Source organism: Actinospica robiniae DSM 44927, assembly GCF_000504285.1.
In the GTDB taxonomy this organism is placed as follows: Bacteria; Actinomycetota; Actinomycetes; order Streptomycetales; family Catenulisporaceae; genus Actinospica; species Actinospica robiniae.
Genome location: NZ_KI632511.1, coordinates 3,204,786 through 3,220,196 on the forward strand (window position 1 = coordinate 3,204,786; position 15,411 = coordinate 3,220,196).

The following is a 15,411-nucleotide window of genomic DNA, read 5'->3' on the forward strand; positions in this document are numbered from 1 at the left end:
AAGCCATGCTAATCACGTCCTTCCCACAAGGGCGGAACCCACCGATCCGCCGTATGGGGGAAAGACGCGGACCGGGCCGGACACGCGGCGCGCCACGGCATCAGAGCACGCAAATCCTGGCTTTAGATGAACGGCATGTCATGGACACTCCCCTATCGCGCGGCGCTGTCGGCTTTCGTCGGCGCGGTCGCCCTCGTCTCGACGCTGTCGGCGCCGGCCCACGCCGCGGAGCAGCCGGTGGCGGCGCCGGCCTACTCCACTTCGCACATGCCGGCGCCGCCCCGCCTCCCCCGCGACTTCCGCGGCAAGGGCACGTGGATCGTCCGCGACCTCGGCATCACCGTGCCCTTCACCTGGGAGGGCAGAGACGGCGACAGCCAGATGACCGCCGGCGGCCCGCGGTACCCGATCTGGTTCACGAACCTGATCTACCGCGGTTCGCTCTACACCTTGACGTACAAGTGGCCCGGCCCGGTCTCGCACGCGTGCTCCCGGATCCCCGGCTTCGGCCTCACCCAGCTGAACGACGCCCTGCGCGGCGCGCGCTTCGTCGGCTCCGAGATCCTCCAGGGCAGTGCGGACCGGCGGGTGAACCACTGGCGGGTCGGCGTCGTCGTGCCGAAGCGCCCGCCCGGGAGTTTCCTGCGGCTCCCCCTCGCGCTGGGCGACGTCTACGTCGACCAGGACGACCGCGGCACCTTCTGGCAGGTCCTCCAGTTCGGCGTCCAGAACCTCTTCGACCCCCAGCTGGACGAGTGGCTGCAGATGCGCACCTTCGACCACCGGCCCGGCGTGGTCGACCTCCCGCGGCGCTGCGCGGCGCTCGCGCAGACCTGACGGCTCGTCACGGGCTCGCCCCCGGGCTCGCAGGCCCGGGGGCGGCCTCACCCGGTCGCGCGCTCCGTCGCCACCTGCCCGTAGCCCGCCATCAGATGGTCGACGAGGCACAGCAGCACATCGCGGCTGACCGTGCGGTGGCGCAGGTCCCCCATCAGGATGGGGACGCGCGGGTCGAGGTCGAGGGCGTCGCGCACCTCCGCGATCGAGCGCTCCAGGCGTCCGTCGAAGCAGTTGACCGCGACCACGAACGGGATGCCGCGGTTCTCGAAGAAGTCGATGGCGCCGAAGCTCGACTGCAGCCGCCGGGTGTCGGCGATCACCACCGCGCCGAGTGCCCCGAGCACGAGGTCGTCCCACATGAACCAGAAGCGGTCCTGCCCCGGCGTGCCGAAGAGGTAGACCACCAGGTCGGGGCTGATCGTGATGCGCCCGAAGTCCATCGCCACCGTCGTGGTGACCTTCTCGCCGATGCCGGCCATGTCGTCCACGCCGACGCTCGCGACCGTCAGGTACTCCTCGGTGCGCAGCGGCGCGACCTCGCTCACCGCCCCGACCATCGTCGTCTTGCCCACGCCGAAGCCGCCGGCGATCAGGAACTTCACCGCGGCCGCCGCGCTGCCCTCGCGCGGGCCGGACCACGGCTCAGAGCCGTCGTAACCCATCTCGCACCGCCTCCAGGAGTCGTTTGTCCGGCTGCTGCCCGGCCGTCACGGCCCGCGGATGACGGGTGGTCACGGCGCCCAGCGCGATCAGGTCGCAGATCAGGATCTTCGTCACGGCCACCGGGAGGTCGAGCTCCGCGGCGAGCTCGGCGATGGCCGTGGGGGTGGCGCATCGGTCCAGGATGAAACGGTGCTCCGGCTCGAGGCCGCGCACCGGCAGCTGCGCCGGCGGCGGGTCGATCGCGGCGACCACCGTGATCAGGCTCAGATCCGGCCGGGCGGAAGCGGTGCGGCCCTGGGTGATCGTGTACGGCCGGACCGAGGAGTTCTCCGGATCGTCATCGAGGGGCACGTCGGCCCAGTGGCGCTCCGGCATCGGCTCCCTCCTCGCCGTGTTCCGGACCGACCCGGGTCTCGGTGCCGAGGTGCCGGCCGACCTGCAGCACCAGGGTGTGCATGGCCACCGCCATCACCTCGGCGTCCACCTCCTGGTCCGCCAGCACGGCGAGGTGCGTGCCGTGGCCGGCCGCGCTGACGAACAGCCACAGGCCCGCCAGCTCCACGATGATCTGGCGCACGCCGCCGCCGCCGAACAGCTCGCCGACCCCGCGGGCCAGGCTCTGCTGCCCGGTGGCGATCGCGGCCAGCCGCTCGGCGTCGGCGCGCTCGATCCCCTTCGACTGGCTGACCACGAGGCCGTCGTCGGACAGCACGATCGCGTGCCGGGTGCCGGGGACCTGGTCGACCAGGCGGTCGAGCAGCCAGTCGAGGTCGCGGTCGGTGGCCGTGGTGCGCTGCGGCAGGGAGGATCGCTCTGTCATCGTTCGCCTTCTTCCGTGTTCGGTTCGCCCTCGGCGGCCAGCCGCGCCAGCCGGGACTGGCGTTGGAAGGCGCCGACCGTGGCCCCGGCCCGTCCCGGTCGCACCGGTTCCGGCGCCGCTTCGGCCTGCGCCGGCTCGGCGGCAGCGCCGTTTCCGTCGCCGGGCCTGCGCAGCTCCGTCACCAGGCTCGCCTGGCGTACCCGGCGCGGCAGCGGATCGAGCCCGGACCCGCCGTCCGGGACCGCCGCCGGCAAGCCGACGGCCGCGAGTGCCGGCTCGGGCTCGGGCACGCCGATCCGCTCCGGCGCGCTCGCTTCGACCGGCAGCGCGGCCGCCTCTTCGGCGGCGGCGATGATCGCCGAAAGCCGGCTGCCGGCTTCGAACTCGTCGTCGTCGGCGATGGAGGGCGGCAGCTGCTCCTCGCTGAGCACGAGCTCGGCCGGGATCAGCACGACCACGCGCGTGCCGCCGAAGGAGGAGGGCCGCAGCTCGACCTTCACCCCGAGGTTCGCCGCCAGCCGGGCCACCACGTACAGGCCGAGGCGCGCGTCGTCGGCCCGGGAGAGCACGTCCATCCGGGGCGGCTCGATCATCATAGCATTGATCTCAACATACTGTGCATCGTCCATGCCGACGCCGCGGTCCTCGATCTCGACCGCCAGGCCGTGCGACACCGGCGCGGCGCTCACCTCGACCGGCGTCGGCGGCTTGGAGAAGGAGACGGCGTTCTCCATCAGCTCCGCGAGCATGTGCACGAGCGCGCCGACCGCGCGTTCGGCGATCCACACCCGGCTGCGCGTGTCGATCCGGATCCGCCGGTAGTCCTGCACCTCGCCCTGGGCCGAACGCAGCACGTTGAGCAGCGGGACCGGCTTGCGCCAGCGCCGTTGCGGCTGCCCGCCGCCGAGGATGACCAGGTTCTCCTCGTACCGGCGCAGCCGCGTGGTGAGATGGTCGAGGTCGAACAGGCCCTCGAGCATCGCGGAGTCCTCGTACTGCCGCTCCATCTCGCTCAGCCGCTTCATCTGCAGGCCGATCAGCAGCTGCGTGCGCCGCGCGATGCGCTGCAGCAGCCGCTCGAAGCCGCGGTACTGCTCGACCTGCCGCACCGACGTCTCCAGCGCGCTGCTCCGGGCCGCGTTCAGCGCCCGGCCCAGCATGCCCAGTTCGTCGCCGCTGTAGCGCAGCTCCGGAAGTTCCGCGGCCGCGTCGACCTGCTCGCCCCGCCGCATCCGCTCGACCACCTCGGGCAGCCGCGTCTCGAGCCGGATCGCCGCCTCGCGCAGCGCGGAGATGCGCCGCCGCAGCCGGCCGACGAGCCAGGAGGTGAACGCGATCACCAGGATGACGCCTACCGCGCCCAGGACGCTCTGCAGGATCAGGTGCGAACGCAGCGAACTGAGCACCTCGTTGCCGCTCGCCAGGATGTAGCCGGTCTCGACCTGGGTCACCTGCATGAGCCGCGGATCGAGCGCGGCCGTGACCTGCTGCCACTGCCGGCCGAGCGCCGGCGACACCGCCGTGTCGCCGCTGCCCGCGGACTCGGGCGCGCTGAGCAGGCTCTGCTCGACCGCGGTCTTCTGCTGCCAGGTCGAGCCGGTGATCAGGCTCTGGTAGAGGCCTGAGATAGACGCCGGGAAGCTCGGGATGACCTCGTCCTGGTAGATGAACTGCTGGGCGCCGACGGCCTGGGCGATCTCAGCACGCTGAGCGCCGGTCAGCCGGCCGGAGGCCGCGCCGGCGGTGATGATCGCGTCCTCGCGCGAGATCATCTCCTGTCCCCAGGCCGGGAGCATCGTCGGCGCGACCTTGACGTCGATGTCTGCGACGCCGGTTTTGCTCAACGCGGTGAACAGCGACAGGTCCGAGCCGACCAGGGCCGTGTACTCGTCGAAGGCCTGCTGCTGCGTGGCCGTGCCGTTGTCGATCGCGGCCCGGTAGGCCGGAAGCTTCGTCAGGCCCGCCTCGAGCTGCTGCAGGCTCGCGGTGATGTCCGCGGGCATCCCGCCGGAGAGCGAGGAGAGGATCGTGGCCGAGGCGTCCGTGGCCTTGCGCGCCTGCGCCAGTTTCGCTTTGTACGCCGCGGGATCCGCCAATGCGGCCGCGTTCAGCTGGCGCTCCTGCTGGAGGGCGTAGAAGATCTCGACCGTCGGGACCGACCCGTTGTGGACGACCACGCTGTTCTCGCGGTTCTTCGCAGTCTGCCAGTCGCTGTAGAGCTGCCCCGAGTTGTCGGCCAGCAGCGCCACCATCGCGGCGCTGGGGACGAACGCCAGGACGAGCAGGACGACGCGCAGGGAGAGCTGCCGGCCGTCGCCGTTCTCCGCGGTCCGCCGGCCCTGCGCCGTTCGCTGAGGCCGTGCCGTTCGCGCATGGAGTGCCACCAAAAGCCCCCACCAGGCTCGCATAGACGGCCACCGCGTTCGGGGCCGAGCGTTGACGCACGGATACTACCCGTCACGGTAGCCACCGCCAATCACGACTCTGCGACGTTTCGTGAAGGCCTGGACCGGAGCCGTCCGGGAGGCGGGCGGAGAACGGGGCGAGGAGCAGGGCGAGGGTAAGAACTTGCGATTGCATCGCAAGAAAATCTTGCAAGCTTGCATCATCGCGCTAATCTCAAAGAAATTTTCGACGCAAGGCTTGTGGACTCCCTGACGCCGGCTTTACTGTCAGCTCACCTCGCGGCGTTCGCCCAGCCCCGAGTCCGCTTGCGCCACCTGACTGAGAGAGGCGAACACTTTCGATGTCCCCGAACATCCCCGCCGCCGGACCCGCCTGGTCCGGCGGGCCCCGGCCGAGGCGCAAGACCCCGGTGACGATCGCCCTGGTGACCGTCGCCACCGGCACGCTCACCCTGACCGGCGCCGGCGCCGCCCACGCGGCCTCCGGTGCCACCCCGACCGCGGTCACCCGGGCCGCCCTCGACCCCTCGCTCGTGGCCGGCCGCGGCGCGGCCGTGGGCTTCCAGGAGCAGGAGGCCGAGAACGCGGTCACCGACGGCACCGTGATCGGGCCGAGCACCACGGCCTACACGCTGCCCGCGGAGGCCTCGGGCCGGTCCGCGGTCACCCTGGACCCGGGCCAGTACGTCGAGTTCACCCTGCCGGCCGCGACCAACGCGATCACCGTGCGCTACAGCATCCCGGACGCGCCCGACGGCGGCGGCATCACCGCCCCGCTGGACGTCACGGCCAACGGCCGCGACCAGCGCGTCATGACCCTGACATCTCAGTACTCGTGGCTCTACAACGAGTATCCGTACTCCAACGACCCGAACGCGGGGCCGCTGGACCCGGACTGGTGGACCACCGAGTGCAGCTGCGTGCCGGACCAGACCACCCCGGAGCCGACCTTCCCGACCCCGTGGCGGCCGAGCCACTTCTACGACGAGGAGCGGCTCTTCCTCGGCAAGACCTACCAGGCCGGCCAGAAGATCCGGCTGTCCGTGCCGACCTCGGGCGGCGTGGCCACCACGGTCGACCTGATGGACTCGCAGCTCGTCGCGCCGCCCAAGGTGGACCTGAAGGCGCTCAACGTGCTGCTGTTCGGCGCCGACCCGACCGGCCGGCGTGACTCGGCACCCGCGCTCAACGCCGCGATCGCGCTCGCCCAGAAGACCGGTCTGAAGGTGTACGTCCCGCCGGGCACCTACCAGGTGAACCAGCACATCATCGTCGACAACGTGACGATTGAGGGCGCCGGCAACTGGTACACCGTCTTCAAGGGCCACCAGGTCACCCTGAGCACGCCCGCGCCGGACGGCTCCGTGCACACCGGCGTCGGCTTCTACGGCAAGGACGCGTCGGCGGGCGGCAGCGACAACGTCCACCTGTCCGGGTTCGCGATCGAGGGCGACGTGCGCGAGCGCATCGACACCGACCAGGTCAACGGGATCGGCGGATCGTTCAACGACTCGACCTTCGACGGCCTCTACATCCAGCACACGAAGGTCGGCATCTGGCTCGACGGCCCGATGACGAACGACAAGTTCACGAACAACATGATCGTGGACCAGATCGCGGACGGCATCAACTTCCACACCGGCGTGACCGACTCGGTCGCGTCGAACAACTTCATCCGCAACACCGGCGACGACGGCATGGCCATGTGGTCGCAGACCACTGAGGACGCGGACGACACCTTCGACCACAACACCGTGCAGACGCCGGTCCTCGCGAACGGCATCGCCCTCTACGGCGGCACGGACAACACGGTCTCGAACAACCTGATCGCGGACCCGATCCGCGAGGGCAGCGGCATCCAGCTCGGCTCCCGGTTCACCTCGCAGGCCTTCACCGGGCACGCGTGGATCACGAACAACACCACGGTCCGCGCCGGAACCTACGAGCTGAACTGGAACATCGGCCTCGGCGCGATCTGGATCTACGCGCTCGAGCAGAACATCAACGCCGACATCGAGGTGGTCGGGGACGACTTCCTCGACAACACCTACAACGCGATCATGCTGGTCTCCGACTACTCGGTCAAGGACCTGTATTCGATCACGAACGTCCACTTCAAGAACATCGAAGTGGACGGCACCGGCACCTCGGTGGTCAGCGCCCGCTCGGCCGGCAACGCCACGTTCCAGAACGTGGTGGCCCGCAACGTCGGCGCGGTCGGCATCAACAACTGCGGCGCCTTCGACTTCACGCCGGCCGGCTCCGAGTTCACCGTGACCGACCTCGGCGGCAACACCGGGGGCGGCACGACCGGCCCCTGGCTCGCCTCCTGGGAGCTGCCGAACACCATCACCTGCGACGACCGGCCCCCGGTCGTGGTGCCGCCGGTGCCCTCGCCCTGGTCGTAACCCCTAGCGGGCAGGGAGAGCAAGTAAGTAGTGACATATCAGACCACTTCGCCCGGCCGGGTCAGCCCGGCCGGGCGAAGTGGCGTTGAGAAGCCCGGGCAGATCGTCCGGAGCACATGTTGCGAACAGCTTAGGACGGCTAAAGTATGGTCAGTTCTTTGCCGATCCACGAAGCCCCGTCTGAAAGGGTGCGCGGTGAACTTGCGCCGACCGGCTCCGACCGCAAACGACCTGGCACTGCCGAGCACGGCACGGATCTACGACTACCTGTTGGGCGGGCACGAGAACTACAAGGTGGACCGCGAAGCCGCCAAGAACATGGTCGCCGCGGTCCCCGACTCGCCGACGGCGGTCCGGTCCAACCGCGCGTTCCTCTACCGCGCCGTGCGCTTCCTGGCCGGTGAAGCCGGAATAACGCAGTTCATCGACATCGGTTCCGGTCTGCCCACGCAGCTGAACGTGCACCAGGTCGCGCACGGCATCCGCCCCGACGCCCACGTGGTCTACGTCGACTACGACCCGCTGGTCAACGCCTTCGGCAACGCCCTGCTGTCCACCAGCGAGACGGTCTCCTTCGCCCGAAGGGACCTGCGCCTGCCCGGCGAGGTGCTCGGCGACCCCCAGGTGCGCAAGCTGATCGACTTCGACCGCCCGGTGGCCGTGCTGCTGATCGCGATGCTCCAGTTCATCGACGAGGACGAGGACCCGAACAGCATCGTCGCCCAGCTCCTCGACGCCCTGCCCTCCGGCAGCTACGTCGCCATATCGCACGTCGTGGACGAGCCGCGCACCCGCGCCATCGCGGAGGTCCAGCAGCGCGCCAACACCCACGCGTGGACGCCCCGCTCAGCCGAGCGGATCCGCCGCTTCTTCGACGGCCTCGAGCTCGTCGAGCCGGGCCTCAGCGTCGCCTGCCGCTGGCGCCAGGATCCTGACATCCCCATGCTCCCCCGCCCGGCCGACCTGCCCATCCTGCTCAACCCGGACGGCACCGAGCAGGACGTCGACTGGCTGCTCGCCGGGATCGGCCGCAAGCCGTAGCCGACCTGTTCGAGAAGACCCACTGGTCTGACGAATAAATTTCTCCCTCCGCTGTCCTAGCGACCCGGCCCCGTTCGCGTCTATCAGAACGAGGCCGGCGAAAGGGAGGGGCGGGCGTGGACCGCGCGAGCGAGCAGCGCTACTGCGACTTCGTCCTGTCCCGGCGCGCCGGCCTGCTCCGCGAGGCGTACCTGCTCGTCGGCGACGTGCACCTGGCCGAAGACCTGGTGCAGACGGTGCTGGCGAAGATCTACGTCGCCTGGCACCGGGTGAGCGCGAGCGACGCGCCGGACGCGTACGTCCGCAAGATGCTGATCAACACGAACGTCTCCCGGCACCGCCGGCGCCGGGTGGCCGAGGTGCTGACCGACGCGCCGCCGGACGCGGCCGACCTGGCGTCGGCGCAGTCGCACGCTCCGAGCAGCGCCGTCATCGAGGCGCTGATGGGCCTTTCCCGGCGTCAGCGGACCGCGATCGTGCTGCGGTTCTGGGACGACCTGCCGGAGTCCGCGGTGGCCGAGCTGATGGGCTGCTCGGTCGGTTCCGTGCGCACGCACACGGCCCGGGCGATGGCCCGGCTGCGCGCCGTGCCCGATCTGCGGCAACCGGCCGCGCACGAGAGATGAGGCGAGATGGCCGAGCTGATTCGATCCGGCGAGCCGGACGACGAATGGATCAGACCCCTGCTGACGATGGCGACCGGCGCCGTCGCGGCCGGTCCGGTCAGCCGGGAACAGCTGATCGCCGACGGCCGGAGCCGCCTGGCCCGTCGCAGGGTCCTGGCAGGCACCGCCCTCACCGCGGTGCTGGCGTTCGCGCTCGGCGGATACGCCGTCGCCGAACGCACCGGCGCGGGCGGATCCGGGCAGGTCGCCGTGACCGTTTCGGCGACGGCGACCTCGGGCTCGTCCCCCGCCTCGTCGCCCACGCCCCGCACTTCCTAGGACCAGTCCGTTGCTCCGCGCCGCATCCCGACCCGCGCTCCGCCTGCCGCCCGCCGTGCGCCGCCCGCCGCTGGCCGAACGCCTCGTCGCGCCCTTCCCGCCGGAGTTCTTCCGATGCGCCGACTGGATCGTGCCGCTGCTGGTCACCGTCCTCGGCGGCCTGCCGCGGTTCTGGAACCTCGGCCGGCCGGACGCGGTGGTCTTCGACGAGACGTACTACGCCAAAGACGCGTGGTCGATGTACCGCTACGGCTGGGAGCACTCGTGGCAGCGCTCTGCGGTCGCCGATCCGGCGCTGGTCGGATCCGGCGGCGTCGGGCCCGGCGCTCACGGCGCGACCCTGTTCGGCTGCCAGCCGACCTGCGCGGAATTCGTCGTGCATCCGCCGATCGGCAAGTGGATCATCGGCTTCGGCGAGCAGATCTGGGGCCTGAACCCGGTCGGCTGGCGGCTGATGCCGGCCCTGCTCGGCACCCTCGCGATCTTCATCCTGGCCCGCACCGCACGCCGGATGTTCCGCTCCACCCTGTGCGGTGCCATAGCCGGCCTGCTGTTCTCGTTCGACGGTCTCGCCTTCGTGATGGCGCGCACGGCTCTGCTCGACGACGTGCAGATGTTCTTCCTCCTCGCCGGATTCTCCTGTCTGGTCGTGGACCGCGACCGCACCCGTGCGCGTATGGCGGCGTGGGCCGTGCACCGGCGGCGCGAGGATCCCGGCCCGCTGCCGATCCGCGAGTCCGGGCCTCGTCTCGGCGTGCGGCGCTGGCGGCTGCTCGCCGGAGTGTGCCTGGGGCTCGCGACGGCGACGAAGTGGAACGGTGTGTTCTTCCTCCTCGCATTCATGCTGCTGTCTTTGGCGTGGGACCGTGGAGCCCGCCGCGCGATCGGCGTGGCGCGGCCCACCCGCGCCGTCCTGCGCGCAGACGCGCCTTGGGCCGTCCTGGCGTTGCCGGTCACCGCGATCGGCGTCTTCGTGGCCTCATACGCCGGCTGGTTCGCGGACACCTCGCACGGCGGCGGCTGGGATCGGTTCTGGGCGCAGGCGAATCCGCCCCGCGGCTTCGACATACCGTTCGGCCGTGCCCTCGCCGGCTGGACCCCGGATTCGTTGCGCTCCTTCTGGTTCTACCTCGCCCAGCAATATCAGGCGAGCGTCAACATCACGACTCCGCACCCTTATATGTCGAACCCGTGGTCCTGGCTGGTGCTCGGCCGCCCGGTGGCGTTCTACATCGGGCCGTCCGGCTGCTCGGCGAGCAGCGGCGTCTGCTCCGAGGTGCTGGCGCTCGGCAACCCGCTGCTGTGGTGGCTCGGGTGCGCGTCGCTGCCGTACCTGGCGTGGCTCTGGCTGGGCCGGCGGGACTGGCGCGCCGCCGCGATCCTGTGCGCGGAAGCCGCCGGGCTGCTGCCCTGGATGCACTACGCCCAGCGCACGATCTTCTCGTTCTACGCCGTCTCCTTCGCGCCGTTCGTCGCGCTCGCCGCCACGATGACGCTCGGCGCGATCATCGGCCGCGCCGACGCATCCGTGTCCCGGCGCGCCTGGGGCGCCGCAACAGCCGGAACCGTGATGATCGGCGTGGTCCTGTTGTTCGGATATTTCTATCCGCTCTACACCGGCGAGACGATTCCGTACGACGACTGGCTCGACCGCATGTGGCTGCCCTCCTGGGTGTGAGCCTCGTCTTCTCCACGGAAGGTGCGGCGATAGGCAGACGGTGAGACACCGACCTTCTCGCGCAGCGCCCGGCGCAGGTTGGCGCCGGTGCCGAAGCCGGCCCGCTCGGCGATCTGGTCCACCGCCAGCTCGGAGTCCTCGAGCAGTTGGCGGGCGTAATCCAGGCGCTGCGCCGCGAGCCACACGCCCACGCTGACCCCTGTCTCGGCGCGGAACCGGCGGGTGAAGGTGCGCACGCTCATTCCCGAGTGCCGAGCCAGCTCCTCGAGGCCGAGGGGCCGACCGAGACGCTCGACCGCCCACGCGCGGGTGGCCGCGGTGCCGCCATCGGCGGCAGGCGGAATCGGGCGCTGCACGTACTGCGCCTGCCCGCCTTCGCGCCGCGGCGGGACCACGCACAGACGCGCCGCCAGGTTCGCCACCGCGCTGCCGTGATCGCGCCGGATCACGTGCAGGCAAAGGTCGATCCCGGCGGCGACGCCGGCGGAAGTCAGCACGTCGCCGTCGTCGATGAACAGCACGTCCGGCTCGACCCGCACCGACGGGAACAGCCTCTGCAGGGCCGAGGCCTCCGCCCAGTGCGTCGCCGCCGGACGCCCGTCCAGCACGCCCGCGGCGGCGAGGACGAAGGCGCCGGTGCAGATGGCGATCAGCCGGGTGCCCGGCCGGATCTCCTTGAGTGCGCGCTGAATCGGCTCGGCGAGCAGACCGCCCTCGATGATCTCGCCCAGCGCGTGCGAGGGCGGGATCACCACCGAGTCAGCAGTCGCCAGGAGGCGGGCATCATGCACGACGACGACCGCGTAGTCGGCGTCGGTACGCACCGGCCGGCCGTCGACCGAGCAGGTGAGGACCTCGTACAGCGGCGCGTAACCGTGCTGGGCCGCCCGGGCTCCGCCGAAGATGCGGCCCGGGATGGCGAGCTCGAACGGCACCACCCCCGGCAGGGCGAGCACGACCACTCGATGCGGACGAGGGTGCGACAGGGATTCGGTCACCATGGCCCGATCCTTTCATATGCTGTCCATCCGGCCACTAGGCGGTACCCGGCCACGGCAGCGAGAGTAAGGACTATGAGCGAGAAGACGATGCAAGCGGTCGTCGCCGAGAGCGCCGGCGGCCCGGAAGTCCTGACCCTGCGCGAGGTCCCGAGGCCGGTACCGGGGCTGACGGAGATCCTGGTGCGGGTGCGAGCGGCCGGAGTGAACCCGACGGACTGGAAGACGCGCGCGGGCAGGGGCCTGGGCACCCGCAGCTTCCCGACCATCCTCGGCTATGACGTCGCCGGCGTGGTCGAAGAGGTGGGGCCGGGCGTGACGATGTACAAACCCGGCGACGAGGTGCTCGGGATGCCGCTGTTCCCGACGCCGCCCGGCGGCTATGCGGAATTCGTCGCCGCGCCCAGCCGCCATTTCGTGCGCAAGCCCGCGGCGTTGAGCTTCGAGGAGGCGGCCGGCTTGCCGCTGGCTGCGCTGACCGCGTGGCAGGGCCTTTTCGACACAGCGAAGCTGACGGCGGGTCAGCGCGTGCTGGTGCACGCGGCGGCGGGCGGGGTGGGCCACCTCGCGGTGCAGATCGCGAAGAGCGCAGGCGCCTACGTCATCGGCACCGCCAGCGCGGCCAAGCACGATTTCGTCCGCGCACTCGGCGCCGACGAGATGATCGACTACCGAAGCGTGGACTTCGCGCAGGTGCTGCGCGAGACCCCGGTCGACGTGGTCTTCGACCCGATCGCAGGCGACTACAGCGCGCGCTCGATCAGCGTCCTGAAGGACGGCGGCGCGCTGGTGTCGATTCTTCCGGTGCCCCCGGAGGCGGCGGAAACGGCACGGGTCCGCGCGATCCCCACCGGATTCACTTTGGTGGAGCCGGATCGGCTCGGCCTGACCGCCATCGTCGGCCTGGTGGAGCAGGGCCGGCTCCGCGTCGAGATCGACTCGGTCTTCCCGCTCGCCGAAGCCGCGCAGGCACACCGCCGCGGGGAGACGAACCGCGCCAGCGGCAAGATCGTGCTGCGGGTCTGAGCTTTCGCTCCTCCCCCACTCGCCGCGTGCCTGTCCGCTTCGGCAGGTCAGCCCCCGCCGGGCGGTGCGGATCGCCGCCGCTCGGCGCGTTGCGCGAGCACGTCGAGAACCCGACGCCACGCCGGCGACGCCGCGAGGATCAGGGCGAAGACCGGCGTCGGGTTCTCCGGGCGGCTGCTGCCGCCCGCGTGCCCGACCTCCCAGGCCTCCAGGTCGTCGATGAGTCGATCGACGCACGGATCGTGCGGATCCCAGTCGACGGACTGGTCGCAGGCGAGATACAGCCGCATCTTCTCGGGATCCGCGAAGCCGGCGTGTTTCTCCCGCACCCACCGTGGCACCGCCTCCGGCTCCGCCGCCTGCATCAGGATGAGCCAGTCGCGCTCGAGCCGGACCGTGCGTTCGCTGACTCCGAGGCTGCGCAGCCGATTCAAGACGGCGACCAGTTCGCCGGGCAGGACGAGCTCTTCGCCACTCGCGAGCCCGGCGATGCGGCGGCGATGCTCGGCGAGCTGGTCGATCTTGGCTTGCAGCGCGATGTCGATCCGGCTGACGGCGGCCGCGAACTCCTCCGGCTCCGCGTGCAGCAGCGCGTCGATGCGGGAAAGCGGCACCCCGGCTTCGGCCAGAGTCCTGATCCGAACGAGATCCACCGCCGCTTGCGCGTCATACCGGCGGTAACCGGAGGCGTCCCGCTCGGGCTCTGGCAGCAAGCCGACCTGGTGGTAGTGGCGGACGGTGCGCACGGTCACGCCGGCGGTCGCCGCGAGCTGCCCGATGGTGAGCACCGCCACCTCCGGTCCGAGAGAACGTGGTCGAGCCGAGTCTAGGCGCATGGTCACGCGGCGCGGGTCACCCGATCGACGACGTCGAGCACCGCGCCGACCACGATGTCAGCGTGCGTGAAGCACAACTGGAGGTGGCCGACGCCGGACACGACGCGATGCTCCCCCGACGTCACCGAACCCGCCACGGCAGCGGCCATCTTCCGCATCCCTTCATGAATTGCACGCAGCGCCTGCTCCGGAATCTGCGCCTGTGGGCCGGGATCGACGCCCTCCGCAGTGATCGCGATCAGCGGCACGTCGGGAAGCCCCGGCCCGCCTCGAAGCTCGTCCGCGAGCGCGACCAAGGTGCCCCGCTCGACGATGCCTACCCGCAGCCATTCGTCGCTGAGGTGCGCATCGATCAGCGGCTGCTGCAGTTGCTCCGGATATCCCGCCACCAGCTCGGTGAACATCGCGCGGAGAGCCGGACGCATCGCGCGGGTCTTCTCGAGGACCAGTTCCGTTTGCCCGCCCGCGGCAGGGCTCGCCGCGGTTGGCATGAACGTGTCCCAGTCGCGATGGAAGCCGTCCAGCCATACCAGCCCGGCCACATCGTGCGGGTAGAGCTGCGCGAACCGATGCGCATAGGCGCCGCCGAGAGAGTGCGCGACGAGGATGTACGGCCCGGCGAGGTCCAGAGCGCGGAGCAACTCGCGCAGCTCCTCAGCGACCGCGGACGCAGTGCGCGGCAGCGGAACCCGATCGCTGTATCCGCTGCCGCCACGGTCGTAGACCAGCGCAGTGCAGAACTCTGAAACCCCTTGCTGCGCAGCGAGGTAGTCCAGCCCCGAGGCACCCGCGCCCGGCAGGAAGACCACGGCCGGCCCGCCGCTGCCCACCTCATGCACCCACAGGCGGTGGCCGCCGACCTCCTGGAATCCGCCGATAGGCGGCGCAGGCGGCGACGTGGGCGCGGATCGGGCCTCGGAAGCGAAGTTCTTCGTCATGGTGCAAGGCTGCAACCCTGACGCAGCGTCAGGGTCAAGGCCTGCGGCTGGCGGAAGTCTGACGACGGACCCGTCAGCAGTCAGAGCCAGATCGTCGCCAGCCAGACCGTGGCGGCGGCCAGCAGGACGAGGCCGAGGTTGAGGGCGATCTGGCGGTCGCCACGGCGCAGATGGACGCGCGTGGCGAGGATCTGCAGGAGCACGAAGCCGACAGCCGCGGCGAGGGCGAGCCACGGGGCGATGCCGGTCAGCGGCGGCAGGATCAGGCCGATCGCGCCCAGCACCTCGACCGCTCCGATGGCGCGCACGGCCCGCATCGGCGTGGTGTCGACCCACGCCATCATCGGCAGCAGTTGCTCCCGGCTCTGGATCAGTTTGATCCCGCCGCCGTAGAGATAGAACAAGGCCAGCACGCCGGCGACGATCCAGAACGCGATATGCATGGCGCCATTGCACCGGCTCGCCCGCACCGCCGTCCAACACTTCTTCCGGCAGCCTGATACCCCTGGGGTATCGTGACTGCTCATGGAGCTGCGTACGCTGCGCTACTTCGTGGCCGTGGCCGAGGAGCTGCACTTCGGGCGGGCGGCTGTGCGGCTGCGGATGAGCCAGCCGCCGCTGAGCCGCGCGATCAAGCGACTCGAGATCGAGGTCGGCGCGGTGCTGCTGCAACGCTCCCCGGCCGGTGTCGCCCTCACTCCGGCGGGTGCGACGATGCTCGACGAGGCCCGCGCGCTGCTCGCGCAGGCCGATCGGCACCGGTTCCGCCGCCCTCGATCACGCCGTAGACGACGCCGGTGATGCCGAGGAGTTC

Annotated in this window: 15 protein-coding genes and 1 pseudogene; 8 read left to right on the top strand and 8 right to left on the bottom strand. The window is 70.7% G+C overall.

What is annotated here, in order from left to right; translation table 11 throughout:
* The first annotated feature begins 135 nt into the window (after positions 1 to 135).
* A complete protein-coding gene (locus ACTRO_RS13735) occupies positions 136 to 837 on the top strand; it encodes a hypothetical protein (protein WP_034263503.1) in 702 nt (233 codons plus the stop codon).
* Positions 838 to 884: 47 nt separating this feature from the next.
* On the opposite strand, the gene ACTRO_RS13740 is transcribed toward ACTRO_RS13735, so the two are convergent.
* Genes ACTRO_RS13740 through ACTRO_RS13755 form a run of 4 tightly spaced genes read right to left on the bottom strand, consistent with a single transcriptional unit; the run spans position 885 to position 4,707 of the window.
* Positions 885 to 1,502, bottom strand: a complete 618-nt coding sequence (locus ACTRO_RS13740) for a GTP-binding protein (protein WP_051450799.1) — start codon at positions 1,500 to 1,502, stop codon at positions 885 to 887.
* The gene (locus ACTRO_RS13745; RefSeq protein ID WP_051450800.1) at positions 1,483 to 1,878 is read right to left on the bottom strand and encodes a DUF742 domain-containing protein; all 396 of its coding nucleotides are present in this window, start codon (positions 1,876 to 1,878) and stop codon (positions 1,483 to 1,485) included. The genes ACTRO_RS13740 and ACTRO_RS13745 overlap by 20 nt, the downstream gene beginning before the upstream one ends.
* Positions 1,841 to 2,323 (bottom strand): roadblock/LC7 domain-containing protein, encoded by a 483-nt coding sequence (locus ACTRO_RS13750; RefSeq protein WP_034263504.1) that lies wholly within the window; start codon positions 2,321 to 2,323, stop codon positions 1,841 to 1,843. Before ACTRO_RS13750 ends, ACTRO_RS13745 begins: the two co-directional genes overlap by 38 nt.
* Positions 2,320 to 4,707: a sensor histidine kinase gene (locus tag ACTRO_RS13755; protein ID WP_169739892.1), complete on the bottom strand. Its 2,388-nt coding sequence runs from the start codon at positions 4,705 to 4,707 to the stop codon at positions 2,320 to 2,322. Before ACTRO_RS13755 ends, ACTRO_RS13750 begins: the two co-directional genes overlap by 4 nt.
* A 362-nt stretch (positions 4,708 to 5,069) precedes the next feature.
* Here ACTRO_RS13755 and ACTRO_RS13760 point away from each other — a divergent pair, with 362 nt between their 5' ends.
* The 5 genes from ACTRO_RS13760 to ACTRO_RS13780 all read left to right on the top strand — a co-directional run bounded on the left by ACTRO_RS13760 (position 5,070) and on the right by ACTRO_RS13780 (position 10,799).
* A complete protein-coding gene (locus ACTRO_RS13760) occupies positions 5,070 to 7,136 on the top strand; it encodes a glycosyl hydrolase family 28-related protein (RefSeq protein WP_084316242.1) in 2,067 nt (688 codons plus the stop codon).
* Between the two features lie 195 nt (positions 7,137 to 7,331).
* A complete protein-coding gene (locus tag ACTRO_RS13765; protein ID WP_063627996.1) occupies positions 7,332 to 8,177 on the top strand; it encodes an SAM-dependent methyltransferase in 846 nt (281 codons plus the stop codon).
* Between the two features lie 116 nt (positions 8,178 to 8,293).
* Positions 8,294 to 8,803: a SigE family RNA polymerase sigma factor gene (locus tag ACTRO_RS13770; RefSeq protein WP_034263505.1), complete on the top strand. Its 510-nt coding sequence runs from the start codon at positions 8,294 to 8,296 to the stop codon at positions 8,801 to 8,803.
* A 6-nt stretch (positions 8,804 to 8,809) separates the two neighbouring features.
* Complete coding sequence (locus ACTRO_RS13775) at positions 8,810 to 9,121, top strand: hypothetical protein (RefSeq protein WP_034263507.1); 312 nt, start codon at positions 8,810 to 8,812, stop codon at positions 9,119 to 9,121.
* A 10-nt stretch (positions 9,122 to 9,131) separates the two neighbouring features.
* A complete protein-coding gene (locus ACTRO_RS13780) occupies positions 9,132 to 10,799 on the top strand; it encodes a dolichyl-phosphate-mannose--protein mannosyltransferase (RefSeq protein ID WP_051450802.1) in 1,668 nt (555 codons plus the stop codon).
* Here ACTRO_RS13780 and ACTRO_RS13785 read toward each other — a convergent pair.
* Positions 10,733 to 11,800: a GlxA family transcriptional regulator gene (locus tag ACTRO_RS13785; RefSeq protein ID WP_084316243.1), complete on the bottom strand. Its 1,068-nt coding sequence runs from the start codon at positions 11,798 to 11,800 to the stop codon at positions 10,733 to 10,735. The genes ACTRO_RS13780 and ACTRO_RS13785 overlap by 67 nt on opposite strands.
* A gap of 72 nt (positions 11,801 to 11,872) precedes the next feature.
* On the opposite strand from ACTRO_RS13785, the gene ACTRO_RS13790 reads away from it, so the two are divergent.
* Positions 11,873 to 12,823: an NADP-dependent oxidoreductase gene (locus ACTRO_RS13790; protein ID WP_034263508.1), complete on the top strand. Its 951-nt coding sequence runs from the start codon at positions 11,873 to 11,875 to the stop codon at positions 12,821 to 12,823.
* Positions 12,824 to 12,870: 47 nt separating this feature from the next.
* Here the strand turns inward: ACTRO_RS13790 and ACTRO_RS13795 are convergent, their stop codons facing one another.
* The 3 genes from ACTRO_RS13795 to ACTRO_RS13805 form a co-directional block, all read right to left on the bottom strand.
* Entirely contained in the window at positions 12,871 to 13,611 is a 741-nt protein-coding gene (locus ACTRO_RS13795) for a MerR family DNA-binding transcriptional regulator (protein WP_034274765.1), read from the bottom strand.
* A gap of 50 nt (positions 13,612 to 13,661) precedes the next feature.
* Entirely contained in the window at positions 13,662 to 14,597 is a 936-nt protein-coding gene (locus ACTRO_RS13800) for an alpha/beta fold hydrolase (protein WP_034263509.1), read from the bottom strand.
* An 80-nt stretch (positions 14,598 to 14,677) separates the two neighbouring features.
* On the bottom strand, positions 14,678 to 15,040 hold the full coding sequence (locus tag ACTRO_RS13805; RefSeq protein ID WP_034263510.1) for a DoxX family protein: 363 nt from the start codon (positions 15,038 to 15,040) through the stop codon (positions 14,678 to 14,680).
* An 82-nt stretch (positions 15,041 to 15,122) separates the two neighbouring features.
* On the opposite strand from ACTRO_RS13805, the pseudogene ACTRO_RS13810 reads away from it, so the two are divergent.
* Positions 15,123 to 15,365: pseudogene (locus ACTRO_RS13810) on the top strand (LysR family transcriptional regulator); the annotation flags it as partial.
* Positions 15,366 to 15,411: the final 46 nt, after the last annotated feature.